This window comes from Paenibacillus sp. MABNR03, from assembly GCF_050455445.1.
Classification (GTDB): Bacteria; Bacillota; Bacilli; order Paenibacillales; family Paenibacillaceae; genus Paenibacillus; species Paenibacillus xylanilyticus.
Genome location: NZ_JBCIYR010000002.1, coordinates 58,443 through 84,229, shown reverse-complemented (window position 1 = coordinate 84,229; position 25,787 = coordinate 58,443). Strand labels below are relative to the sequence as shown.

The 25,787-nt window shown below is 43.5% G+C and carries 15 protein-coding genes; 2 read left to right on the top strand and 13 right to left on the bottom strand.

What is annotated here, in order from left to right; genetic code table 11:
• Window positions 1-12: 12 nt before the first annotated feature.
• Window positions 13-3,993 (bottom strand): endo-1,4-beta-xylanase, encoded by a 3,981-nt coding sequence (locus AAIH57_RS09135; protein ID WP_430021404.1) that lies wholly within the window; start codon window positions 3,991-3,993, stop codon window positions 13-15.
• Between the two features lie 427 nt (window positions 3,994-4,420).
• Here AAIH57_RS09135 and AAIH57_RS09130 point away from each other — a divergent pair, with 427 nt between their 5' ends.
• Window positions 4,421-5,302, top strand: a complete 882-nt coding sequence (locus AAIH57_RS09130; RefSeq protein WP_430021403.1) for a GNAT family N-acetyltransferase — start codon at window positions 4,421-4,423, stop codon at window positions 5,300-5,302.
• Window positions 5,303-5,485: 183 nt separating this feature from the next.
• Window positions 5,486-7,351 carry a leucine-rich repeat domain-containing protein gene (locus AAIH57_RS09125; protein ID WP_430021402.1) on the top strand — a complete coding sequence of 622 codons (1,866 nt, stop codon included), beginning with the start codon at window positions 5,486-5,488 and terminating at the stop codon, window positions 7,349-7,351.
• A 412-nt stretch (window positions 7,352-7,763) separates the two neighbouring features.
• Here the strand turns inward: AAIH57_RS09125 and AAIH57_RS09120 are convergent, their stop codons facing one another.
• The 12 genes from AAIH57_RS09120 to AAIH57_RS09065 form a co-directional block, all read right to left on the bottom strand.
• Window positions 7,764-8,933: a hypothetical protein gene (locus tag AAIH57_RS09120; protein ID WP_430021401.1), complete on the bottom strand. Its 1,170-nt coding sequence runs from the start codon at window positions 8,931-8,933 to the stop codon at window positions 7,764-7,766.
• Window positions 8,878-10,551 (bottom strand): AAA family ATPase, encoded by a 1,674-nt coding sequence (locus AAIH57_RS09115; RefSeq protein ID WP_430021400.1) that lies wholly within the window; start codon window positions 10,549-10,551, stop codon window positions 8,878-8,880. The genes AAIH57_RS09120 and AAIH57_RS09115 overlap by 56 nt, the downstream gene beginning before the upstream one ends.
• Before the next feature lie 4 nt (window positions 10,552-10,555).
• The gene (locus AAIH57_RS09110; protein WP_430021399.1) at window positions 10,556-12,310 is read right to left on the bottom strand and encodes an HsdM family class I SAM-dependent methyltransferase; all 1,755 of its coding nucleotides are present in this window, start codon (window positions 12,308-12,310) and stop codon (window positions 10,556-10,558) included.
• Window positions 12,307-13,461 (bottom strand): restriction endonuclease subunit S, encoded by a 1,155-nt coding sequence (locus AAIH57_RS09105; protein WP_430021398.1) that lies wholly within the window; start codon window positions 13,459-13,461, stop codon window positions 12,307-12,309. The genes AAIH57_RS09110 and AAIH57_RS09105 overlap by 4 nt, the downstream gene beginning before the upstream one ends.
• Window positions 13,462-15,605: 2,144 nt before the next feature.
• Window positions 15,606-15,995: a hypothetical protein gene (locus AAIH57_RS09100; protein ID WP_430021397.1), complete on the bottom strand. Its 390-nt coding sequence runs from the start codon at window positions 15,993-15,995 to the stop codon at window positions 15,606-15,608.
• A gap of 22 nt (window positions 15,996-16,017) precedes the next feature.
• Window positions 16,018-16,377 carry an ImmA/IrrE family metallo-endopeptidase gene (locus AAIH57_RS09095; RefSeq protein ID WP_430021396.1) on the bottom strand — a complete coding sequence of 120 codons (360 nt, stop codon included), beginning with the start codon at window positions 16,375-16,377 and terminating at the stop codon, window positions 16,018-16,020.
• Between the two features lie 5 nt (window positions 16,378-16,382).
• Complete coding sequence (locus AAIH57_RS09090) at window positions 16,383-17,822, bottom strand: restriction endonuclease subunit S (RefSeq protein ID WP_430021395.1); 1,440 nt, start codon at window positions 17,820-17,822, stop codon at window positions 16,383-16,385.
• On the bottom strand, window positions 17,809-19,251 hold the full coding sequence (locus AAIH57_RS09085) for a type I restriction-modification system subunit M (protein WP_430021394.1): 1,443 nt from the start codon (window positions 19,249-19,251) through the stop codon (window positions 17,809-17,811). The genes AAIH57_RS09090 and AAIH57_RS09085 overlap by 14 nt, the downstream gene beginning before the upstream one ends.
• 23 nt (window positions 19,252-19,274) lie before the next feature.
• Window positions 19,275-21,650 carry an EcoAI/FtnUII family type I restriction enzme subunit R gene (gene hsdR / locus AAIH57_RS09080; protein ID WP_430021393.1) on the bottom strand — a complete coding sequence of 792 codons (2,376 nt, stop codon included), beginning with the start codon at window positions 21,648-21,650 and terminating at the stop codon, window positions 19,275-19,277.
• A 464-nt stretch (window positions 21,651-22,114) separates the two neighbouring features.
• Window positions 22,115-23,830, bottom strand: coding sequence for a 23S rRNA (uracil(1939)-C(5))-methyltransferase RlmD (gene rlmD, locus AAIH57_RS09075; protein ID WP_430021392.1), 1,716 nt, complete (start codon window positions 23,828-23,830; stop codon window positions 22,115-22,117).
• Window positions 23,831-23,982: 152 nt separating this feature from the next.
• Complete coding sequence (locus AAIH57_RS09070) at window positions 23,983-24,864, bottom strand: diacylglycerol kinase (RefSeq protein WP_430021391.1); 882 nt, start codon at window positions 24,862-24,864, stop codon at window positions 23,983-23,985.
• A 434-nt stretch (window positions 24,865-25,298) separates the two neighbouring features.
• Complete coding sequence (locus AAIH57_RS09065; protein WP_430021390.1) at window positions 25,299-25,715, bottom strand: DUF4395 domain-containing protein; 417 nt, start codon at window positions 25,713-25,715, stop codon at window positions 25,299-25,301.
• Window positions 25,716-25,787: the final 72 nt, after the last annotated feature.

Below are 25,787 nucleotides of genomic sequence, written 5' to 3'. Positions count from 1 at the left end.
CTATACAATCACTTACATGTTCCAGATCCGGGACAGAATCACTGCTGCTTCAGCGCGGGTCAATGATTCAGTTGGTGCGATTTTGCCATCTTTGCCGTTGACGATTCCGCTTCCTACGAGGGAAGTTACACTATCCACCGCGTAAGCGGAAATGCTTGCAGTATCGGAATAAGGAGCCAGATTCCCGCTGCCGGCAGATTGCTTGCCAGCTGCTTTTAGAGCTTTCGCTGTAAGAACCATCATGTCTTGACGGGAAATGCTGCTGCTTGGTTTGAACGTGTTGTCTTCAAATCCAGAGGCGATTCCCCGCTCCTTGGCAATGGCCACGGCCTGTGCATAGTAAGCGGTAGGCTGTACATCGCTGAAAGTTGCCGTGTTCGTGTCCTTGCCCTTCAATTCAAGGGCTCTCACCAGCAAGGTGATAAAGTCAGCTCTCGTGATGGAAGCTGCAGGAGCGAAGCTTTCATCCGATATGCCTTTAATAATATCGCGAGCTGCCATTGATTCAACGGCTTCTTTTGCCCACAGGACATGCTGTACATCGGCAAAAGACTTCGTTACGTAGGCTACGGCATATGTGCTGAATTCCGTTGTCTTGAACACAACCGATCCGGATTTAGCATCATATCGTCCGTTCGGTAGGACTGCTGCCTTTCCTTGACTGTCAATATTCAGGATCACCAATTGATGTGCATTGGCAAGTTCTTGGCCAGCAGGTGTGTACGGAACAGATACCGTTACAGGCGCCGCTGGATTATTCCAAGCCAGCACACGGTCCCCAGCTTTGATGCTAAGATCGATTACCGGACGGCTGCCCACTTTGGCGCGTACTTCTGCGTTCAAGCGATCTGCCAAGACTTTGCTAATTTGAATAGAGACTTGGTCCGCTTGTTCCGTAATGTTAGACAGCATGTTGGATGGAATTTGAAGTGCTGCATAGTCTGTCTTAAGTACAAACTCAACATTATTATTGCTCTGCAGGTTTGAAGTTGGCAGCTGCACCACATAGGATTGGGCATTCGCCTGCTTGGGTACTTCGATAGTAACCTGTTTCTTGCCATTTGCACCTGGGGAAGCCTGTTCAATCGCTTTATTCAGGCTGTCGCTTGAAATGGTTGCTGTGGCTGTTCCATTTTCGACTTTCACTACCGGCACAATTGCCGAGTCGCTGCCTGGAAGCTGTGGTTGCGGCTGCGGAGTAATCCCGGAGTTCGATCCGCCATTGCTGCCACCATTGTTCCCTCCACTGTTGTTGCCTCCACCGTTGTTGCCGCCACCGTCGTTTCCTCCTGAAGAAGGTTTGCCCGTGAGCGTCAATTCACCAAATACGGACGTATCCTGGTAACCTTGACCGGATGCATCATTCCATGCGTTTACGCTGATTCTGTTGCCGTCTTTGGCATCATTAATCTGCGCATCAAATCCGATTTTGGCATTATTCGCAGGCTTCACCTTTTTGAATGGAATTTTCATCTCGACCGTGTAGTTGGTATCCGCAACAGAGACTTTGGAATCGAAACCTGCTGCGATTTCCGCAGGATTAAAGGTAGCAAGGTTCTCGAAATTCACTCGGTATTGTCCATCATCATCCTGGAAGCTGGACGTTTTGGCGTTATTTTCATCGACGAATACCTCAACGGAATCCTGCTCCCATACATTTGGATTGGTCTTGTTCAGTTGATCGTCTTTCACTTGAACGAGCACATAGAGGTTGTCGTCATCCCACAGTACTCTTGCCGTTCCTGTTGCACCGGACCACGCCATTTGCTTCGTATCCAGCTTCAATTCAGGAGCTTTGCTCCATATGCTGTCTACAGAACCATCAATGGATGGTGTCCCATAGAGGGCACTTGATTTCTTGTAATCAAGCTCTTCGGGTGGATGTTCTGCCAGGTACTTCTCCGGATCAACGACCCCGTAGAAGGCCTCTTTGGCTTGAAAATCCTTGTCGAACAAGGTTGGATTCTGCTCGGCTCTCCAGCTCGTGCTGTCATTCAATCCCCAGAAGGTCACACGCGGAATATGCTCGCTGTTCTCCTTATAGAGATCCATCAATGAGGCATACAGATAAGCCTGCTGCTTCGCTTCTTTTTCAGTGATTGCAGAGTTGGTGCCTGCCATAATGTCCAATTCGGTGACACTAACTTCTACACCCAAGGAAATAAAACGTTCGAGTGACATCTTCACATTGTCCAATCTCGTGCCCAGATTGTAGTGGGCTTGCATGCCGATGCCATCAATCAGTTTCTCGCCAGGGTGATCTTTCTCGTAATTTTCATTGATCTCTTTCACCATGCTGTAGATCGCTGTAGATTTATTCTGGTTGTCATCATTGTAGTCATTGTAGTAAAGCTTGATATCCCAGCCATTCTCGTCAATGACTTCTTTGGCTGCAAGGAATGCCTCCTCAAGAAAGTCAGGGCCGATGGCCTGTAACCAGCCGGAATTACGCAATGCATTTTTCCAGTCCTGGGGATTAGCCGGGTTATCGTTCACGGCTTCGTTGACAACGTCCCAGGAAATAACCTGGTCACCAAAGTGTTCAACGACCGTTTTAACATGTGTTCTCAGGTTCGTCAGAGCTTCTTCACGGCTCAAAGGCTCGCCGTTTGCTGCCGTATGAAGCCATGTAGGAGACTGCGCATGCCATACGAGCACGTGACCGTGCAGATCAAGGCCTGCATCCTGTACTCTTTGGACAAGAGCATCTTCTGCTGTGAAATCAAATTGTCTGTCCGCGTTATATGCATAATCCGGCTTCATATCATTCTCAAACGTGACGACATTGTGATGCTTCGTCAGCAGCTTGAGCCGGGTCTCGTCAAAGGTCGCCGGATTAACAATGTTTCCGATCAGGAAATCACTCTTGTAAACCTCCTTCAGATCAGGAAGGTTTTCTTGAATCGGAGGCGCAGTAGTTACGGGACCCACATATTTTAGAGCAAAATCATCCAGGAAAAAGGTACGGTTCCCTCTATCGTCATCTGCCGTTTCAATATACGCATTGAGTATGCTTGGAGTCGTCGTGAGTGTATACTTCCCTGTTAGATGTACCCACTCTTGATTCGTAACGGTTGCATTTTGTGAAACGTTCGCAAAGCCGCTGTCCGCATATTGAACACTGATACGAAGTGTTGTAGGCGCTTGGCCTGGTGCCATTTTCACCCATGCAGACAGCTCATATTCGTGATTCTTCGCCATTTTGCCAGCAGCATCAACCAAGGCTGCATCATATTGTGCCGTAGTCGTTACAAGCAAGCTTTGCTTGCCTTCAGGTGAATGATTATCTTCTTGGGAGAGGACTACCGTTTCGCGGCCATTGCGTGCTTTGAATCCATCCAGACCGCTCTCAAAGTCTGCAGTGATTCCTGTTTTATCCACAATCTCTGGTGCGGTTTCACCAGGGGTTTCTTCCTGGGTGATCGTGATATCCCCGATATAGAATTGCACACCTTTCCCTGCATCATCGGATTTAATCCGCAGAGCTGTCTTGTCCACACTGTTAACGGAGAGATCAGCGGTTAGCGTAATGCCTTGGCCGGCTATAAAGTCAGCAGAGCTAATTCCAGTGTATGCCTCAGATCCATCAACGCCCTTATTGCTTACAATTTCCAGAACGGCTTTCCCGTCTGCAGGTGGGTTGGCATCAGTATCGACATAAACGGAAGCGGTTACAGAATACTCTTGGCCATTGGTCAAACCAAGATCTGCGAATGCAAGATCCACGCCATCATAGTTTTTGGATCGGTTACTGACTTTTAGCGCTGCTCCATCATCATTGCCCTCAAATGACTTGCCTGTGACAGCTTCCAGCTGGGCATCGCCGGATTGAGTTGCCTTGCCTTGACCATTCTGGAATGTTTCCTGATAGACGATCTGTGAATCAGATGATACTGAATCTGCTGCACTGACTGTCGGATCCGTCAAGCCGCCCGGAAGAAGCAGAGCCGCTGCGAGTAACCCGGAAACGACCTGCTTAAATGATTTCCTCATTCGAAGCCTTCCCCCCATACCAAATTTTTTATAAACCATGTAAAGCGCTTACATAATTTACTGTAACCAGCCTCCTTTCACCCCAGATAATACCACTTCATGGAAGAGAATTCTTACTCCAAATTAAAGGGGAATCCTAGATTATTTCAGAACTATACCAATTCTGATACGGGTATGGTCATGCTTTTCGTTTCGATAATCAGGCAACGGCAGATAGACTCGAGAAGCTATATAAGCTGAAACGGTAATTCATTACTCGTCACGAAATTGTTATGTTCAATATCATGATCAATCTCTATCAAATACATAAAATCCACAGTCAAGCGTTTCCGTGAATTCGATGCTTGATATATCAGTTTAAGTGCTGGATAATACCATTAATATACAGACAGTCACTTTTGAGAATTAAGGGGGGGCAGGACATAGAATGCAGGAATTTGTATTTAAGAAGGGTTATAAAAACAATGAAGTCCTTCGAAAGAGTTTCTTTGAACTTGCTGCTAACACTTTTGATTTAAAATTTGAAAATTGGTACCAACAAGGGTTTTGGGGAGAAGGATACATACCTTTTTCATTTGTAGATGGAGACCAAGTTATTGCCAACGCTTCTGTTAACATCCTTGAACTCATCATTCACGGGGAGAAGAAAAAGGCGATTCAAATCGGCACGGTGATGACACATCCCGATTCTCGAGGGAAAGGACTATCCACTCGTTTAATGAACAAGATCTTAGAGGAATACGACAACAAGTATGATCTCATGTACCTTTTTGCCAATGAATCAGTGCTTGATTTTTACCCCAAGTTTGGGTTTAAACCGGTGGAAGAACATCTTTTTTCAACGGATTATATGGCAAAAAAATCACCCGAGCCTGCGAACCTTCGGAAACTCGATGTTACTAACGCGGAGGATTTACGCCTTATCCTTAAATTTGCATCCGAAAGGCTACCTGTTTCGCAACATTTCGGAACCGCCCAGACTCAAGGCATACTCATGTTTTATTGCCTGAATGTGTTCAGTAACGATATCTATCACTTGGAAAATAAAAATGTCATCGTGATTTATCAGAAGGAAGACAATAATATTGACCTCTTCGATGTTATTGGTTTAAACGAAATCCATATGACAGATATTTTACATCAGATTGCAGATGAGGATACAGAGAAAATAACCTTCCATTTCACACCAGATGCAACAGAACATCTCGTTCTAAAAAGTACCCTCACCAATGACGGCTTATTTGTAAGAACCCCTGGTGATCATCTCTACCCTGTGCAAGTTAAACATCCGATTACTTCGATCGCTTAATGACTTATGTAATAATGCCCACCTCTAGCTACACTTTAATAAGATCAAAGAGGAGCAGGATTCCCTGCTCCTTCGCTATGCGAAACTTCTTTCTCTCATCAAACGTAATTTCACAAGGTATAATGCAATTAGCTGACCGTTCAGCATGATCTCATGACCATCATAATGAAGGAGGGGACATTCGTGGCTTTTATCCCGTTAAACTGTCCCAATTGCAACGGAAGAATTGAATACAAAGAGGGTGAGATATTAAAGTGTCCCTATTGTGAAACAGAGCTTTTATTGAAGCAAAATCATGTCTATTACGTGGACCAGACCATTAATCACTACCACGGAACGCCCCCAAAAACAGCACCGAAGCTGAACGTCTCTGTAAGGCTGCTGCTGATATTGATGCTGCTCCTAACCGGGGCCATCGGTACTTATTTTTATTACAGCGTCAGCTCTACTCATCCACAAGCAGAAGCCAATCTGCCTGTGCGGAAGATGCCTGAAAGCGAGGTTCTGCTCTCCTTTTTGCGAGATATCTTCGATAAAGGGTCTGCCCTGCCGACAGAGGAGGAATTGGCTCGCCTTCGTTATTTAACCGTAGAATATTCGGAGAATGATCAGTGGAAGTTTACATATAGCCTCTCCGATCCCTTCAGCGACGAAAAGGCCGAGAAAATCACGTATGTTACTCAGGACAAGAAACTGAATAGCCAGCAGATTGATCAGCGAGATTTTGAAGCTTTTAAGGGACTGACGGCATTGGACCTGACGAACACCTACGAAATCTCCCAGTCGAACCAAACCACGTTTGCTCATATGTCCGGATTAAAAAGCTATGGAGGTGCTTTTAACGAATCTTTCAGCACGTTTTCGGACTTCTTTGGTGACAAGTCCAAAGTTACGGAGCTTTCCACTCAGCTTCGCAGCAATCAGGAATTGGCCCTACTGCTGGAATTCCCTAATCTGAACTCGTTATCTATTACCTATGCGGATGAATCGGTAACGGATTTTTCTTTGTTGAACAAACTGCCACTCAAGTCCCTGTCGCTCACCTATACCAATGAATTGGGATGGTTGTCGTCTATGACTGGGCTGACTTCCCTGTCCATCAATTACAGTGAAGCCACAGACCTGCAGCCGCTGTACGCCTTAACTCAGCTTCAAGAGCTCCGGCTTTCTTATTTAACCAACGTAAAGTCCATCGACTTTGTGCAAAATATGCCTGCTCTACAAAAGCTAGATATTGAAAATGTAAACTTCTCCAGTCTGGAGCATCTGACCGACAAGACTTCCATCACGAAACTACGCCTGGCTTCTTTAAGCAAGCTCAGCTCAGTCAAACCCATCAACAGCCTCTCATCACTGCGAGATTTAACGCTGTCCGGTTATTACGAGAATACAGAAGTGCTGACACTGCCAAAAGTAGAGCGGGTGGAAATTCCAAGCTCCTTTCTTCCCGGGCTGAAAGCGCCCGCCGCGACCAGTCTGACACTCCGTGGCGGAAGTGGAGAGTTGAATTTGGCGGCGCTGGGGAAATTCCCGAAACTTAAGCAACTCTCCCTCTCGGAGATCGATGAAATAACCCGTTTTAGCGCCTTAGACGGCTTGTCCAACCTAGAGACCCTGAACATTTACGACTCTTCACTATATAAGGAGAGCGATGCTTTATTTCGTTTGAAGCAGGTCAAATCTCTGACGTGCTCTGAGTGCAGGCTGAACTTTGAACAAAAGGCGGCCGCGGAGAACAGCGTGCTTGAGCATTTGACCTTAGAGCAGCCATATTTCAGCATAAACAATACCTCTGTTACTGAAGTTGATCAAATGATGCCTTACTTTGCCAAACTGTCCGCTCTGCGTTCCTTCACCCTGCAAGACAGCAATTTGGCTTCTCTCGAATTCATGAGTAACTGGCAGGCCATAGAAGAGCTTCATCTCGAGAACAATGCCATTTCCAATATCGAGACCCTAAGCCAGCTGCCTAATCTGCAAAAGGTATATCTATCCGGTAATTCCGTACAAAACAAATCCGTGCTTGGTACGGGTGTGCACGTATATTAGTTACCGCCTGGGATGATGGGGATGTTTAGACTAATGTAGTTAATGAAGTAAAGAGGAGCAAATGCTCCTCTTTACTATTTTCGCTAATAGTCCTAAGTGAAGGCCTAAGCTCCAATTCGTCAAAATGCTTTGAATTTGGAAAGTTAATAGTCCAATTGACCGTCATATATTAGAAGGAGAAGGGATGAGAATTTTGTATAAATTCTCATCCCTTCTTATCAACATCGCCACTGACTCCACATATACCGTATGCCAATCAAAAGCAGAGTTTTGTAGAGCCTGTCACAGTCGGCTAAAGCCTTGATATACTGGGGACGTCTTCAAATTATGTTCGTTTAAGCTTATTCTATTGATTTAGAAGAGGTTTTTTCACCAATTTCACATCAGTGATAATTTTATTACCCCCTCACCGTCACTCTTCTTCCAGTTCAATTGCCAGCATCTCTTCCCGTTCCAGGTCAATGACCTCTGTAATCTCCCGATAAAAGGCAGAGAATAGTTCTATGTTATTGATGATCTTTTCTAAATATTTAGCAAGTAGATAAGCATCGGGCACCGTTGATTTAGAACTCATCTTTGCTCTAAACAGATTGGTTAGTTTGTCCTTCACAGCCTGTTCTGTCACAGCCTTATTCGGGTCCAAAAAATCGCTGATTACGTCCTGCCGGATTGTTTCGTACAAGCTGGAGTTAATTCTCCCGGACCAACGGTCGTTCAGTTCGAAGAGCGATACAAAATTTGCCACTCTGACGCGGTCGTTCACCTTATCTCTTTGCACACCTACAATGATCTTCTCGTCCGGCTCGGTTTGATCAAGTTCGATCGTAATTGATTCAATACCTGGTCGATGGTAAGGAAGAAACAAAAACGCAAGCTGACCAGGTTCTCGATGAGCCTCAAGCGGGTCCTTTGCGCGTTTCATCGTTTGGTTGCATATCTTGCAAAGCGGGATTAAATTATCCGACGACACGGAGAGCATCGGATAGATAGACTTCGTAAAATAATGATCAAGGTCTGCATGCCCGTCCTCGCTATCAACCTCTATCATTCCCAAACATGCAGGACATACTTGATTGAATTGATTATCTCTCTTCCGATTCGCCTCAAAGAAACCTCGACGCACATGACCACGCTGTAAGTTCGGGTTTGCAAGCCCAATCATCCGAAAACCCTTAGAACCTCCTAAAATATCGTCATATAGCGCTTCGAAGAGGGGCTTAGCAATTTCCTTCACCTTGGCAGGCAGCCCTGGATATGAAAATTGGTAATCGGCTTTTCCAAGCTGAACAGCGAATGAAATATCTGCTTTATAAGAATCATAGAGCAGTTTTCGTTGTGGCTGACTTAGAAAATACAGACCGGTCAGTCCCTCTCGGATTGCTTTATAATCGAGAAACCACTCTACCCCTAGTCCAGCGAACTTAATATCAAAACAGATACGATCAAAGGATGGACTCAGATCGGTCGCCGCATAATCTAGAACCTTTTCGATGAAGAGACACACAATGTCAAGATCGTTGGCACAATTACTCTTGTTCGTCTCGAGTAAAATTGTCGTCTCCCCCCCTCTGCCGATGCTCAAATTGCTCTATCTGGCTGTGGATGCGAAAACGATAATAACCGGGTCCGACCTTCTTGGCAAGCTCTATAAGCTGGTCCTTGTTGTCCGACAAAAACTTCTCTTTTAAAAGTCTTCTTGAATATTGTCCAATCGGAGATGTAACACCGAAAATGCGTTTGGAGATATCAACACGATTCGCCGCAAAGGTCGAGATCGCCAAGGAAACAACCTGGGTTCCCTGCTCCTTCGTCCGTTCTAGCAAGTAAAGCTGATCAGGATCAACATCTGTTAACAGCAAGGTGGAGTGGGTAGCTATTAAAAACTCATTATGAGTCGTCCCTTCAGGCGTAACTGATAGCTGATGCAGTAGCTCCACAAATTGCTCATTCCACGACTCGTTGAGATGAATGTCTGGTTCGTCGAAAAGAAACAACGAGTCTCCGCTCGGATCGGATCGGGCCAACAGGACGAGCCCCAATCGACCTAACCAAAAATACTCTCCGTCGCTCAGAGCTTTCTCAAATAACAACCTGTTTGATTGCTTATGTTTAAACACTAAGTGCGCATCTAACAGAAGCCCTTCCCGCTTTGCGATGAGCAACATCGTCAAAAGTTCGAAAGGGTGTGTGTCCAACCCAAGGCCAAAACAGTGATACGCATTTTCTTCCTGCTCTGTTATAGGGAAATAAGCCACTCTTTCCTTATGAATCGTTGCGGTAAATAGGTGATCCGATAACGACTCCTTTTGGCGGGAGATGCACCATGCGTGTGATACACCTTGGTCACCGGACTGTTCACTATGAGTGCTCATCCAACGGATCAACGGCTCGAGACGCATAGAACGTGGTTTTATCTCAACGTATTCCTTCAGCCGCATCTCATCAACGACAAAGGTTACTCCGATAGGTACTATTCCACCGATCATATCGAACAGCTTCTTTCGGAGCGCAATATATGAATCCTCAAATTGAGACTCTTCATCGGAATTGATCGAGGGGATCGCAGCACAAAGACAGAGTAGCACCAATGCTGATGTCTTCCCGTCAATAAACATATATGAAGCGTCTTCATATAAGTGCTGTAAATTAACGAGTGACTGTTCAATTTCCAAAAGATTAAGATCGTAATCCTGTTCTTCTTGGGCCCCGAGACGGGCATCGTAAATATCGCTCTTAATTGAATCTACAGGAGATGTAAGCAGTATTTCCTCGAACCCGTTTGTCGGGCCTGATGCGTATCCGATAATACGGCGCGGATGATATTCCCTGTATTGGCTGAATGGTTGTTTCCGCAAATCAAGGCGCGTCTTCTTCCCTTCCACATTCGTGAAATCCACCTGCAACCTTGATTCCAGATCCGCCGAATCGCTGCCGTCATTCGGGCGAGCCGCGATTGTAACCGGCCGGCCGTCAACATCCATCGTATACACGACTTCGAAAGCAAAACCTGGCGTTTCATCCTGCAGCATCCGAGTGAAGATCAACCCGATCGCTTCCAAAAGCGACGACTTCCCGACTCCGTTACGGCCGATGAGAAACCGGAATGGATCTTGACCGACGCTTCGCTCTACATTCTTAAAATCGATCCGAAACTCTTTCAATTGCTTGTACTCTTTAATATAGATCGATTGCAATCTCATGCCGTTAACTCCTTTTCAGCCGTTCGGCTTTCTTCCACAATAGAATCGTGACAGGCTTCTGCGTCTGAATAATCCGTTCGTTCTCGTCAAATTGTTTTGGATAAAGCATTACTCCAGATGAAGTTGATTCCAGTAAGCCTAGTGCGTCGAAGAGCTCCGTCATTTGATTTGCTTCCTGGACTCCAAGCTTCATTTCTTCCCCAAGCATCCTGTTCGCCCGTTTCGCAGCTTCGTGAATGGCTAAAGGCTTCTCGGATTCCATGTAAACATCTAATAGAAAGTTTTGCTGTCTCGAGAAGTGCTCTCGCAACACTTGCAGTACTGATGATAGTTCAGCCTCCGCTCCGGCAGTCTCTGAATCAAGAGCATCAGGATCTCGACCATTAACGTCGGGCCTTATTTTGTGATGGAGCTCATACAGATCCTCCATCTCGTTGTGGAGTTGCTTTTCAAGCTCAAATATTTCGTAAAGCAGTCGACTCGGATCAATGTTTTTTTTCTTGGGTAATAAACTTTGCTTATAGACCGTCGCACCTAACTGACACTCGTTCTGTTTGATTTCCTCAAGCGAAACTGTCCATGCATGACCACCTTCAGTATCCGGTACGGCACCGGAGTAAAGATATGTCCTCCATAAAGTAACGAGCTTGTCCCATAATTCCTTATCCGTACGTAAACGAATCGCTTTTTGCTCAAAATCATAATACAATACCTCCCCAGCGAGAATCACCCCATCTCTAGGACGAGTCAGCAACAAAATAGAGGTTTTCATGGCAGTCCCTGGGAAGAATCCAGATGGGAGGGAAACAACGCTATTAAGTTGATACCGTTCGAGCAAATGCATTCGAAAAGACACATCGTAACGCTGGGTGCTGCTTAACAGCCCTTCCGGTACGACAATCGCGCAATGGCCGCCTTTTTTCAACAATGCTAACGAGAGCTCGATGAATTGATAACTTCGTGTACCTCTCTTCGAGTAATCCCCCATTGAATACCACATCGGCTCTGTAACCCAATCAGGCTTCTTCGTAAAAGGTGGATTGCAAATCACATAGTCATATCGCCCACGATACTCGCTTGGTAGGTCTAAACTGTCCTCATTATGGATCCAATCATGAGACACTTTTCGGAACAGCATGGTTACTTGTGCAATTCTAGCAAACGAAGTCATGACCTCGAAACCATCAAAATTAGCATTTTCAAACTCTCGTGTGTGTAGCTCATCCCATAAAGAAGCTAACAATGAGCCAATTCCGCATGCTGGATCGCAAACGTTCAACCGACTATGCCGAATCGGGTTAAACTCTGCTAGTAATTTTGCCATCGTGCTAGCAAGCAAATGAGGCGTAGGCACAAAGCCATGCTTGTTACCGATTGCTCGATTTAGCAATGCATCATAGAATACCTCGGTCAAGGTATCATCAGAAACCCAATCAAGTGCTTCGTTCAAAAACATTACTAGCTGTTGTAGTGTCTTGATATCAAAGGGAAAATGAGAGGGAGGAATGTTTGATCCATTTGGTGTAAACCTTAACCGCTTTTCCATATACTCATCAATTGCAAGTTGAAATTCCCCGATCCGAATAAACTCCATCAAGTCATACCATGAATAGTCATTGCCTTCGAAGCTCTGATGCAGTCTTAAAAATATGAGGTAAGATAAGTGCTCAAACACCATAATTGGATCAGACAACCCACTGCGATTAGCAATTCTCCACAACTCATCTGCTCGACGATGAATATCTTTTTCCGTTATCATTCGATTTCCTCACCTCGTCCATCTATCATATCTGTTCCAAACATTTTTTCCATATAGTTTTCATATAAAATGTTAAGTTTATGTAGAGAGTCCAGATTCGTATTTGCCATCTGTTCAGTCGCCCTCGCAATTGCTGCATACTCTTCTTGTTCATTTTTTGATGGAACTACAGTCGGAAGCTGCTTGATCATATCTGCAATGCGTCCACGATCTCGGTATTGGAACAACGCTTCGGCACGCTGATAATTTTCCTTAATGTATGCAGCTAAAAACTCCGAGGGAATACCTGGCAATGGTGTGACTTTAATCCACTCGTTCGAGATGACGACTGGACGTTCCCATCGATGGACGAGTACCGATCCTTCGGTCCGCTCGTTTGCGTACCGATACCACAAAATATCTCCCGGCTCGGAAAACACACCTGAATAACGGGTCCTTTCAATGGGATTGCTTTGTACCACCACTGATCGTGGCGCCTTCCTGAATGGATCAGGCCTTCCCTTCCAATACCAGATACCTTCCTGCAGGATATGTTCAGGAATCTGACGGCCTACCTCGACGTGGTAAATCCAATCACTTAGTTTGCTTCGGGGTTGATACGTAGACTCTTTTAGAATGATCGTATCATACTGGGCCTTTATATAATCGGACAACATGGTAATCAGCCGTTTGCGGCTTTGCTGTATCTCTTCCAGCTTCAATAAAAATTTGACGATATCACGCTGTATAATCGACGGAGGCAACGGGATGGGCCAGCTCTTCAATCGTCGCTGACTCCATCGGCCCGCCTGCTTCATTCGGTACCACCGCAACACATAAAACAAATACTCCGGCAATACGTCGCTTACATCTACACGTATACCACAGATTGTAATCTCTGCGAGTGCAGCCCCCTGAAGAAAGCCAACGCCGCGTGAATGTCGACCCAAGGAAACGAGAATAGTGCCTTTAGGATAAAGAATGTACTCCTTGTTTCTTTCTGCATCTTCTAGAAGCAGATCATCATCAGTGAGCATTGGATCATCAGCCAAGCTTCGGTGTCCAACGATTTTCTGCTCCCCTTGGCGCCCCACATAATAGCGATTTCCGGTGTTCGCTCCCATTGTGACAATTTCACCGAGCTGAACCTCCCGCCAACGACTTCTTTTCATGGCAACAATCCCCTAGTAAGAAAGTATATAATCAGCATTACCTCAGATATCTCGAACCCTTATCACCTACAATCACGTTATTACACAGGAAAAAATCAAGCCAAAAATGAAACGAGGAACATACATAAATGCAACATTTCACGATTCAATTCGCTCTTGTTTTTCTCGCAACAAATTCCCAGTTCAACACATTAGTTCATATGTTTTTCTTTTTCTTCTAAAATTAGAGCCAATAACGAACTCTCTTCGTCGAACTCTTTCCGCTGGCAGTATCATGGACTTTATCATAACGCTAACCTTCTAGACTCACCATGTGACCTAATAAAATCGCGAATTGCATCGGTCTTTCTAGAAGCTAACATTGGCCGAGCAGGAGTGATCAATAACTCTAACCTGCTCAAGGTTTCTCGACATGAAGACGCAAACGTCCTCAAGATTCAACCCGTTTTGGAATATTCCTGACTTGTCACCAATCCAAAAACCTACTAATCAGAAGAGCATATCGATTAGCATCATCGACGTATAGCTAGCACTATCCTCATCCTTAAACCAAAAACTCAGCGAAATAGTCCTGATAGAAAACAAGCAGTTGCTGAATTGACTGCATTAAAATATGGTAGAGCTAAACCCGCAATACTTCAACCCCTCTACGAAGTATCGATCAAAGGCCTGCACACATCCGAAAACGCCTAGTACAATTTGGGAAGCAAACGTATCGCTCACGGCGACCGCTCATGATTTCTATTCACGATTTCAATGTTTGTCTCGTGCGCGCAACGCACCGCTTCGATCAATTTTCCGGTTCAGTTAGAATCGTCAGTAACGGTATCCCTACCAAGTACTTCTCTTAATAATGATCTTGCCAGACCTTGAACAGTCAAATACCCTACGTTACAAGCCCGCCCGTTATACGCTGCTTGATAACCTTTTTAGGACTGTACATGCCTCTCGGTCAACAACACCATCCAAATACTATCAATTAGAGAACTTTTGAGGTCACCTCAGTTTAGTATTTCTATAAGTATAGAGACCGGATCTGACAAAATATGGTGGAAAACACATGATCTCAAGTTCTTTGAAATAATAATTGAAGCTCAAACTCACTAATACCTTGGTCTCAGATGCAATGCACTCTAAACCTTCCTCTGACAGGATTCGTGGTTAAAAAACCATTTCCTTCTCAACCTTATAATAATTCTTCCACGCAACATTCCATTCCCATTATGTATATGCTGAGAAACCGAGGTAATAAATCACCTCAGTTATGACAATTTTAATATAAAATAATTCTATTAAGAACGATTTTCTCTTTACTCTCTAATAGGTAATGAAGCCTGTACTAGCGATTTGCTTCGTCCATTCTAATGAATTCATAGTCTCACTCTAAAGTCAACTGGAAATCAAATAGCTTTCCATTAAATAAATAAAATACGCATTAAATCCACTACTACACTAGATATTCCCCATTTTTGCGATGAGCTATTTACTTAATGGAGCAAGCAAAAGGATTTAAACTCGCTATTCAAATACTATTGAAATTATAAAGTAAGCCATAATGAAATCTGATCAGATCATTCCATATTAAAAACTGTAAAGAATATAATAACCCAAACGATTGTTATACTGATCGTTTGGGTTATTTTCTTAAGGACGATATCAGTTTATTCAAAATGCGTCTTTTTTCAAGTTCTTTTAGGGAGACATCCGATGATTTTGCTCATTCATGTTGAATTTTCACACCAATTTTTGACAAGTGCTATAAAGCATTTCTATATCTCTAATCCAACTTACTATATTATCTGAAAAATTTAGAATTAATAAGGCTTTTAAAAATCAGATTTATTTCGCACCAACACTACCACACTCTCTACATGTGTGGTAGTGTTGGTGCGAAAAATCTTATGCGATGTGCCCCCATCAAATGAACGTCTGACTACCGGACTTTTACGGATTTATAGATAAAATGAACTAAACATTTTATCTTAATTGTATAAATTCTACGCCCTGAATAGAATAGGGGCTTCGGCTTAATGATTACAACTTATTTGCTACTTAAGAGTGCTTTCTTAATCAACACTACATCACTGCCCTGTCCAATGACATGGTGACACCTTGCCCATCTATGATCTTTCACGCATATCGAATTACAAACAATCCACTTTGAGAAGAGTCAAGACACTTCCGGACAGCTTATCTGCTCTTGAATATTCTTTCAATGTAATTGCTGATCCTAACTTATTTCTTGTAATCCAAGTTTTAGGATCAATAGATGAATACCCATTCATTCGAAAATTTGAAAGTAGACACTCATTGGCAAATGATTTGTTATGAATAGAAGCACCTAATTTCATGAGATTAATCTTGCCAACTAGATTCTTTGACATTCCAAGATGAGTGATTACACCATGTTTAGAACCAATAACAGCATAATTTCCTAAATGAAAATCGAGTATTCGAAACACGGCTACAAGCTTGGAAACCATAAATGCGTTACTGATTGCTTTGATTGTATCAAAATCAAATGGTGATGACATAGATATGGGTTTGACCATATGTTCAGGTAGAAGGAATTCTTTTGCAAATTGGGTTAGCCTCTACCTCAAGTGGCTTTCTAGTAGAATCTAACATATCGGTTCGGGAACATTCAAACTGCTGTCCTTTGTGGTTTAAGATGAAATGTCCGAGCTCATGGGCTTTTGTGAAATTAATTCTTCCAGCATTCTTTATATCCGTATTAACGAGAATGATTGTCTTACCTTCAGCTCGTATCAAGCTTCCCATGTAATTTGGATCGCCGTATTCCATCTCATCGTAGATGATATTGTGGCGATCAAATATTTGGTCAATAATCAGTGCAGGCGCTGTCGTAATACTGAAATCAAACAGCACCTGTTGAGCTTTGAGGATAGGTATCATCGATTTTATTTACCGAGTAATTCGGTTACTCTATTTTTGATTTTGGCTTTTGTATCTGCAATAATCTCGCCATCAGAACGAGCAGCAATATCCCAATCTTTGATATGAATGGGGTTTGCTGAAGGGAACTCAACCACATTATCTCCCCTTTCAATAGCACTAAATGCTTCTTGTAAAACAGCTTGCTTGAACTTCTCGTTATCCTGTTTTGATTGCTCAATTGATTTCTCCAAATCATCGCATAGAGCCATAAGTTGATTGATTTTTCCAACAATCCGTTTTTGTTCATTTTGTGGGGGAATTCCTACAACAAAGGAATCAATTAATTCTCTTCTAACACCACTTTGTCCTGCAGTCCGATCTGATTCTTTAATGACTTTGTTTTGTATTTCAGTTTCTTGTAAAAGATAATAAACAAAATCCTTTGATAATACAGTTTCATTTGGTGAAGCCTTCATTAATGCAACGTTATATGTCCCTTTTAGGCCTTTCAAAATTTGGAATATCGGAGGACCATACCTTCCTATCATCACATCATCTTCAGTAAATGGGCGATTAGCATATTCATTTGGTATAAATGTTGCATATTCGTTTGATTTAAAATCTCTAATCTGAACAAGTCTTGTATATCCCTCGCGAGGTTCATAGATAAACAAATTTTTGGGTGGTTGGCTACCTCCGATACACTCCATGACTTCACCCAACCTCACCCATTCCCAACCTTGTGGTAATTGATAAGAAATCTCATCATCTGTAATCGCTGGAAGTAACTTTTCTTTCTTGATTTTCTTCTCTTTAATCAACTTCTCTTTTTCAGCCTTTATCTTCTCCAATAACACACTTGCCGGTTCATCGTCCGGGTCCTGCGGTACTAGCTTACCTTGAACGGCTTCTTGGAGAATAGATTGCCGGAGAGTTTGTATTAATTCAACTTGCTTATTGTCCTCACAGAGCAATTTATCAAACTGTTGCTTAAATTTGTTGTACCATTTCACAAACTTATCCTGCTGTTCTAAACTCAAGTCGGGTATCTCTATTTTGGAAAATACCTCACCTATTTTTAGGTACTTCCTATTTGTCGTCCCTGTTGAAAGTCCATTAATATAATTGTAGAAAAAGGGCATTTGGAACAACAGCTGAATAAATTCAGGATTAGCTTTATCTAGTAAAATATTTGCTAATGCCATATTAGTTGATGCCAAACTATCTTGATGATCTTTTTTTGTGACACCAAATGCTCCATTTTTAGTATCCACTTTACACCACATTAGTTGATTTGGCTTTATCACCTGGTACTGCTTCATTGTTAATTCAGTACCAGTTACATTTTTTCTATTGACAATTCCTTGACCATAACTCTGAACTCCTGCAATTACATAGCTACCTTTGTCTTCAATTTGGATTAAGTTATTCTTTTCTATTTCAATTACGTCACCTAACTTCATTCATCAAAAACTCCTTTAGTCTATTTGCAATGTCAATAGATTTAGTTTTTGAATCAATTATCCTTCTTATAATCTCCTCAGATGAATGCTGAACACTTTCATCTTGAGTAGTCGGGTTCTTAATATCTAAATTGTAATTTCGTTTCTTTATTTCCTCGACGCTAACTTTCCAAGCAAATTCATTTTCAACTCGATCATTCCACCAGTTTTTTTCAAGATCAAACTCATTCAGTCGAATTGGCTTGGTTTTTGTATAATTCTTATAACCTTCAGGCAACGGATGCTCGAAGTACCAAATATTCTCCGTTGGTTTCCCTTTTTCAAAGAAGAGAAGGTTCGTGTTAATCCCTGTATACGGAGAAAACACACCATTAGGCATTCTTACGATTGTGTGCAGATTAAACTCTCCTAGCAGTTTTTCTTTAATCGCAGTTTTTACTCCTTCACCAAAAAGAAATCCATCAGGTAATACAATCCCTGCACGGCCTCCATCTTTCAATACATACATGAGCAAAACCATGAATAAGTCTGCTGTCTCTTTTGTCCGAAACTTCTCTGGGAAGTTCGTCTCTATTCCATCTTCCTCTATTCCACCAAATGGAGGATTCGTAACAATCACATCCACTTGTTCTATTGGTTTATAATCTCTAACATTTCTAGTTAACGAATTGTCATGCCTGATATTTGGAGTATCGATATCATGTAAGATCAGATTTGTAATCGCAAGCATATGTGGCATGGGTTTCTTCTCAATTCCCATAATCGTTTCCTGCAGCACCTGATTGTCATCAACGTTCTTGATCTGCCCTGTATTTTTAAAGTGTTCAATCGTGCTAGTTAAATATCCACCTGTTCCACAAGCAAAATCTAACACTTTCTCACCTAGAATTGGGTTGACCATATCAACGACAAATTGTGTTACTGGACGTGGCGTGTAGTATTCTCCTGCGTTCCCTGCGTTTTGAAGATCTTTGAGAATACTTTCATATATATCATTGAATGTATGACGATCTTCCTGTGCGGAAAAGTCGATCTCATTCAACTTATTGATCACTTGACGCATCAATGTACCAGACTTCATATAGTTATAAGAATCTTCAAATACAGCTTTCGCGATAAAAGCCTTCGGATCACTATATTCATCAAGAACCATTTCTTTCAATTCTTTGAACAGCTTATTATTAACGAAATCGAGTAACTCATCTCCTGTCATTCCCTCATCATTTGCTGCCCAATCGCGCCAGCGCAAACCTTCAGGAACAACCTGAGTATACTCGTCTCGCATTAACTCCCATTCTTCTTCCTTCGCATCGAACACCTTAAGAAATACCATCCACACTAATTGAGAAATACGCTGTGCATCGCCATCGACACCCGCATCTTTGCGCATCGTATCTTGAACTGATTTAATAACTGATGAAACTGACATGAATCATTCTCCTTCTGAGTAACCTATGCTGTATAAATCTCACTTTGCAATTCTTTGATTACTGATAAGTAGCCACTTTTCCCACCAAAACTCTTAACAATCTCAATGGGTGAACCGTAAGCTTGGAATTCAGGAATCTTCAACACTTCCAAATTTTCTAAATTCTCCAAACCTTCATCAGCATATTTATCCAACAGTGCCTCTAAAACCACTCTTGCGCTTCCGCTATACTTAGCAAAATAGTTTCGTTTCTTCACATTATTCGCCCGTTCTTGGCGAGTCAATGGAGGCATATCAAACGCCACATGGCAAATAAGATCAAATGGGTCTAAGTCTTTTCCTACTTCATCCTGCAACTCATCAAGTAAAATACCTTGCGATTCTAACTCTTTCAATATCGCATCTTTCTTGTCCGCATTATTCCATTTTTGCAGAAAATCGTTGAGAGAGTGATATTCATTCTTCACGTTTTTTTTCGTGTAGTCAATCAACGATTCGTTTATCAGTTTACCATCTTTGTCATAGTAGTACACCCGATGATTCAATACTTTGACTTCCACATTGTGGACGTAATATTTAGCTGGCGGATCATTAAGTATGTCACTTCCCCCAGCAGTTCGGTCATCACCTATTCCATCTCCGTAGCCGCTAGGTATTACCGTTTCACCATCATCCATGTCAGGATCGTCTGGTTCATCATTTTCAGGAGGTATATCTCCTGTCGGTGTCATCACCACAACGGGATCACCATCGAAATCCTTATCAGCAAATAACTTCGTTACATTTCTAAAGTCAATAATTGTAAAATACAATTTCCCATGATCTTCTCGAATTCTCGTACCACGGCCTATGATCTGCTTGAATTCGATCATGCTACCAATATTGGAATCAAGAATAATCAATTGGCACGTTTGAGCATCCACGCCTGTACTCATCAATTTACTCGTAGTTACTAATACAGGATAAGGTGAGTTAGGATCGATAAAATTGTCTAGTTCTGCTTTTCCTTCTTCGCTGTCCCCTGTGATACGCATGACATATTTTGCGTTTTTAGCGACCATATCAGAGTTTTCATTAACTAGCGCTTGTCTCATCCGTTCGGCATGATCAATATCAACACAGAAAAATATCGCTTTTGCCATACGTGAGTTATTATTCTTCATATAATCAGAAACCATTTTGGCAACGGTATTCGCTCTTTGTTCAAGAATAAGCTTTCTGTCAAAATCCTTAACGTTATATTCTCGGTCTTCAATCTCATGACCGTATTTATCCTTCTGTCCTTTCGTAGGACGATAACCTTCAACATCTTTATCGAGCGTAACCCTCACGACCTTATATGGAGCAAGAAATCCATCATCTATACCTTGCTTCAAGGAATATGTATAAACAGGATCACCAAAATACGTTAGATTTGAAACTTCCTTTGATTCTTTTGGAGTAGCTGTTAAACCAATTTGAGTTGCACCATTAAAATAGCTTAGTATTTCTCTCCAAGAAGAGTCTTCCTTAGCACTTCCTCGATGACATTCATCGATAACAATAAGATCGAAAAAGTCGGGGGAGAACTCTTTATACACATCTTGAAATTCCTCAGTACCAGTAATACCTTGATACAAAGCTAAATAAACCTCATGGGCTTTATCAACTTTCCGGTTTTTAATTTTAATCATTTTATCTCCAAAAGGGGCAAAATCATTCGCCATTGTCTGATCAACAAGAATGTTGCGATCTGCTAAAAATAGAATCCGCTTCTTCTTCTTAGACTTCCATAGACGAAATATAATTTGAAACGCAGTATATGTTTTACCCGTGCCCGTAGCCATAACAAGTAAAATACGATCTTGTCCTTTTGTGATAGCTTCAATAGTTCTGTTGATTGCAATTCGTTGGTAATACCTTGGGCTTTTAGAGCCTTGAGCAAAATAATAATCCTGGGTGATTGTTTCTTCAGCTTTTTGATCAATACCCTTAAATTGCTTATAGCGATTCCATAAATCTTCAGGCGAAGGAAATTGGCTAAGGGAGATCTCCTGTTCTACCATTCCTGATTGAGCGGTTCGATCATGTTCTAAGAAGCCGTCACCGTTGGAAGAATAGACAAAAGGAATGTCCAGTATCTCTCCATAGTTCAGTCCTTGCTGCATACCTGAACCGAGTGAATGCTTATTGTCTTTTGCTTCAATAATAGCTATGGGAATGTTGGTTTTGTAATAAAGAATATAATCAGCTCGTTTTTTATCTCCACGCGAAACCATCTTTTTACGAACGATTACTCTGCCATCTGTAAAAGTAACTTCCTCACGTATTTGCTTTTGTAAATCCCATCCTGATTGGATGAGTGCAGGTGTTATGTATTTAGAGCATATATCACGTTCTGACATGTCCTTCTTATTCATTGATAAACCCCCTCATCGATAAACACCTTATAATCAGTCCATTTAACTTAGTTCACAATCTATCCGGTGATCCTTTATTCGACAGATTATTACCTCCATTATATAACATTTCAATTAAACTTGGCTGTAAGCAGTTATATGTTTCCATGAAAAAACTCCCAAATTAGGGAGGTTGAGGGGCTGATGAAACTTCTGAATATTATTGTTGAAATCTTATTTCCACTAACAATGAGCAATTGCGTCCCTTAATTCTAGTAAAGGAAGGTTTACAGCCCAAAATGAATAAGAGTTCATCTTCATGCCTTTTAGCATAAAATTGATAAGCTTGCAAAGATAGACATCAAAGATGAACGCATCATGAAACAACTTTTTCAAATATATAACTTGAAGCTAGTAAAGATTGTTGAACTAAAATTCCTACAATAATCACTCGTTTTATTTAATAGGGTATGAAAATGAGTGGCTTAATTGCTAGTCCCTGCCCATTTTAGAACCGCCACCGACTCCACATGCACCGTATGCGGGAACATGTCCACCGGCGTTACCTCAACCGATCGATAACCGCCATCCTCCAGTACACGCAGATCACGTGCCAAGGTGCTTGGATTACAGCTCACGTACACCACGCGCTCCGGTTTCATCTCCAGAATCGTATCCAGCAAGCGTGGATCACAGCCCTTCCGAGGCGGATCGACGACGATGACGTCGGCTTCGATGCCTTGCTCTTTCCAGCGCGGGATGACATCTTCGGATGCACCGACTTCAAACTTCACGTTCTTCATCTCGTTCAGCAGCGCATTACTGCGAGCGTCTTCGATAGCTTCGGGCACAATCTCAACCCCGTACACCTGATCCGCATGCTGCGCGAGGAAAAGAGAAATCGTCCCAATGCCGCAGTAGGCATCAATAACGGTCTCTTTGCCACTCAGTCCGGCGTATTCTACCGTCTTCCCGTACAGCACTTCAGTTTGCACCGGATTTACCTGGTAGAACGAACGTGGAGAGATGGCAAACTGCACATCCCCGATATAATCGTAGATTACATCACGGCCCCACAGGACGCGGGTCTCATCACCGAAGATAACGTTTGTTTGCTTTTTGTTCACGTTCTGGCAGATGCTCGCCACATGCGGGATCGCTTCACGGATACTGCCGATCCATTCGTCCTTATGCGGGATATCCCGGCCATTGGTGACCAGAACAAGCATCATCTCACCTGTGCGGAATGCCTTCTTCACGACAACATGACGCAGTAGGCCGCGGCCTGTCTCTTCGTTGTATGCACTGATCCCGAGATGACTGCCGATCTCCTTCACTTTCGCTACCACTTCGTCGTTATGCTCATGCTGAATAAGGCAGGTTTCCATATCGATGATCCGATGGCTTCCTTTGGCGTAAAATCCACCCACCAGGCCGCCTTCGGTCACGCCGATTGGCACCTGTGCCTTGTTCCGATAACGCCACGGCTCGTCCATGCCCAAGGTAGGCAGCACACGAATGCCTTGCTCAGCATCTTCTTCGCTCATGACACCTTCCAGCCGAAGACGAATACGATTGCTGCCGTTCCCTTGTTCTTCCGAAATAGCTGGTTCAGCTACCTGATCCGCATTCTTTTCGCCTGCATCCTCCACCATCACGTTCAACTTCCCGATCCGCTGCAAATTATCCACCACCAGCTGACGCTTCCACGCAAGCTGTCCGGCGTAGCTCATATGCTGGATCTGGCAGCCGCCGCACTGATCGTAGATCGGGCACGGTGCGGATACGCGATCCGGACTCGCCTTCACGATCTCTAACAGCTTGGCGTAGCCATACTGCTTCTTGGTCTTCATCACACGTACGCGGACGGTTTCACCCGGAAGTGCGCCCTGCACGAACAACGTGTATCCATTCGCACGGCCTACGCCCTCGCCGTCATGGTTCATACCAATGATGTCGATAACGGTTTCTTCGTTTTTACTGACTGGAAGTCCTTCAATTGGCGCGGATTCACGTCCACGTCCCTTCGGATGAACGGCAGAAAGAGATGCGCCTTGTGGCCGCACCTCTTTTCCTTGCTGACGTGTTGATGGACGAGATGATTTACCTGGCTGACGGGACGCCGTAGCGTTCCCTTGCCCCTGAGAGGCAGCCGAATTCCGGCGGTTTTTTCCACGACCGCTGCGGTTCGTATTAGACAACGTACATTCACTTCTTTCTTCTTATATATCACCCCACGCATGGGGAGTTCATTCCACTTCATCTTTTCAATTTCACCCTGAGATTATACGTGATCCCTTCGCGGTCGGCAACTGGAAAAACACACTGCCACCCGTGCCATCACACACTTCTCTTACCGAAACAGCTGCAGGTGGTGCTGCAGGTTCTGGAACGTCGCAGGCAATGTGCCGCCAAGCTCCCCATCCAGGTTTAGCTGCACGTATCCAGGTGACGTCACTTCCATATAATCCGTCTGGAAATGCAGCACTTTCTTATCATTCAGATGTTCACCACGCAGCGCGAGCGTTACGAGGCGGATCATATCGGCCAGGTTACATTTGCGCACACCGATAACATCAAACAGACCGTCGTCAATCGTCGCACCCGGAGCCAGCTTCTCGAAGCCCCCAACAGAATTGGTATTCGCAATGAGGAACAGCATGAATTCATCATGAATCTCTTCCTGGCCTGCCGCGCGGATAATCAGCTCCTGCGGAGACAGGCTGGCCATTTTCTCAATGCCCTTCATATAATAGGCGAGCTGTCCAATCATCGTTTTCAGACGGCTTGGCACCTCATATGTCAGTTCGGTCAACGAGCCGCCGCCTGCAATATTAATGAAATATTTATCATTAGCCTTACCCAGATCGAGAGGGCGGGTCTGCTGATTAATCACGACATCCACGTAATGTTCCCAATGTTTTGGAATACCGAGCGCACGCGCAAAATCATTCGTTGTCCCCAAAGGGAACACACCCAGCGGAGGACGATTCTCCCGCTCAGCCATGCCGTTAATGACTTCATATAGCGTTCCGTCGCCGCCTGCGGCAATAATCATGTCATATCCACGCTCGATTGCGAGCTCCGCTTCCCGGGTTGCATCTCCTTCACCCGTTGTTGCATGTACTGAAGCTTCAATTCCACCTTGATCCAAACGCTGCAAAACATCAGCCAGACGTTTCTTCATTTCTTCCCGGCCTGAGGTCGGATTATATATTAAGCGAGCCTTTTTCATCTCATACGCCACCTATTCCACATTATCCATGAGTCTGATCGACCTCATTTTCTTTCTACTTGCGAGCGTCCACAACCGGGGAACATTTTACATGATCACCCACGTCCGTTAATCCTGCCCGAATCTTCATCCATACCTATATCTATGCATAAGGAATTCCATCTGATTCCAAAGCCTTTATATTCTATCATATCATCAAATGCGAAGATGTCCTAGCCTGTAACGTATTTACGACTTCCGGCACCCCGGTGTCTTCTCATTTTACACAGCCATCGATTTTCTCTTCAACTGTATTTAACCCATTTCATAGACACCCATTCTGCCCGTCTGACAAGAATTTAACCTTCCCTTCCTTAGAAAGGGAGCACAAAGAAACGGCTCCGATGAACGAAGCCGCGTGTATATGAACGTTATTTTCCGCACTTAATATCCATTTAGAAGCCAATCCGCCTGCCGGCACGAAGCTGTTTATACCAGAAATAGACGGTGCAGCCCACACAGTAACCGAGCAATGCTGCACTTGCAGCAAGCAGGAGCATCCCGGAGAACAGATAACCGGCTACCTGCCAGCTCAGGGAGAATGAGACGAGAGCCAGCGACAGGAACACGACCGCCAATATATTATTGAAGCGCTGCAGCTCCACCGCCTGGGTTTCCGTACCTTTTTCCTTCAGCACAGCCTTCCCGATCCGGACAAATAGATTCAGCTTTCCGCCTGAGGCGAGCCCGATCATCTGGATGATCCATAACGCACCCAATATCAGCGGCGGATTAAACAGAAATGAGAGCAATACACACAGCACAATCCCGACCTGATTCGCTTTGACATAACGCATAGGCACTTCCCGCATCCTCATATCTCCTTATCCCCATTTTATTAGTTGGTTTTATTGTAGTCGGGATCGAGGTTTTGAGCAATAGGA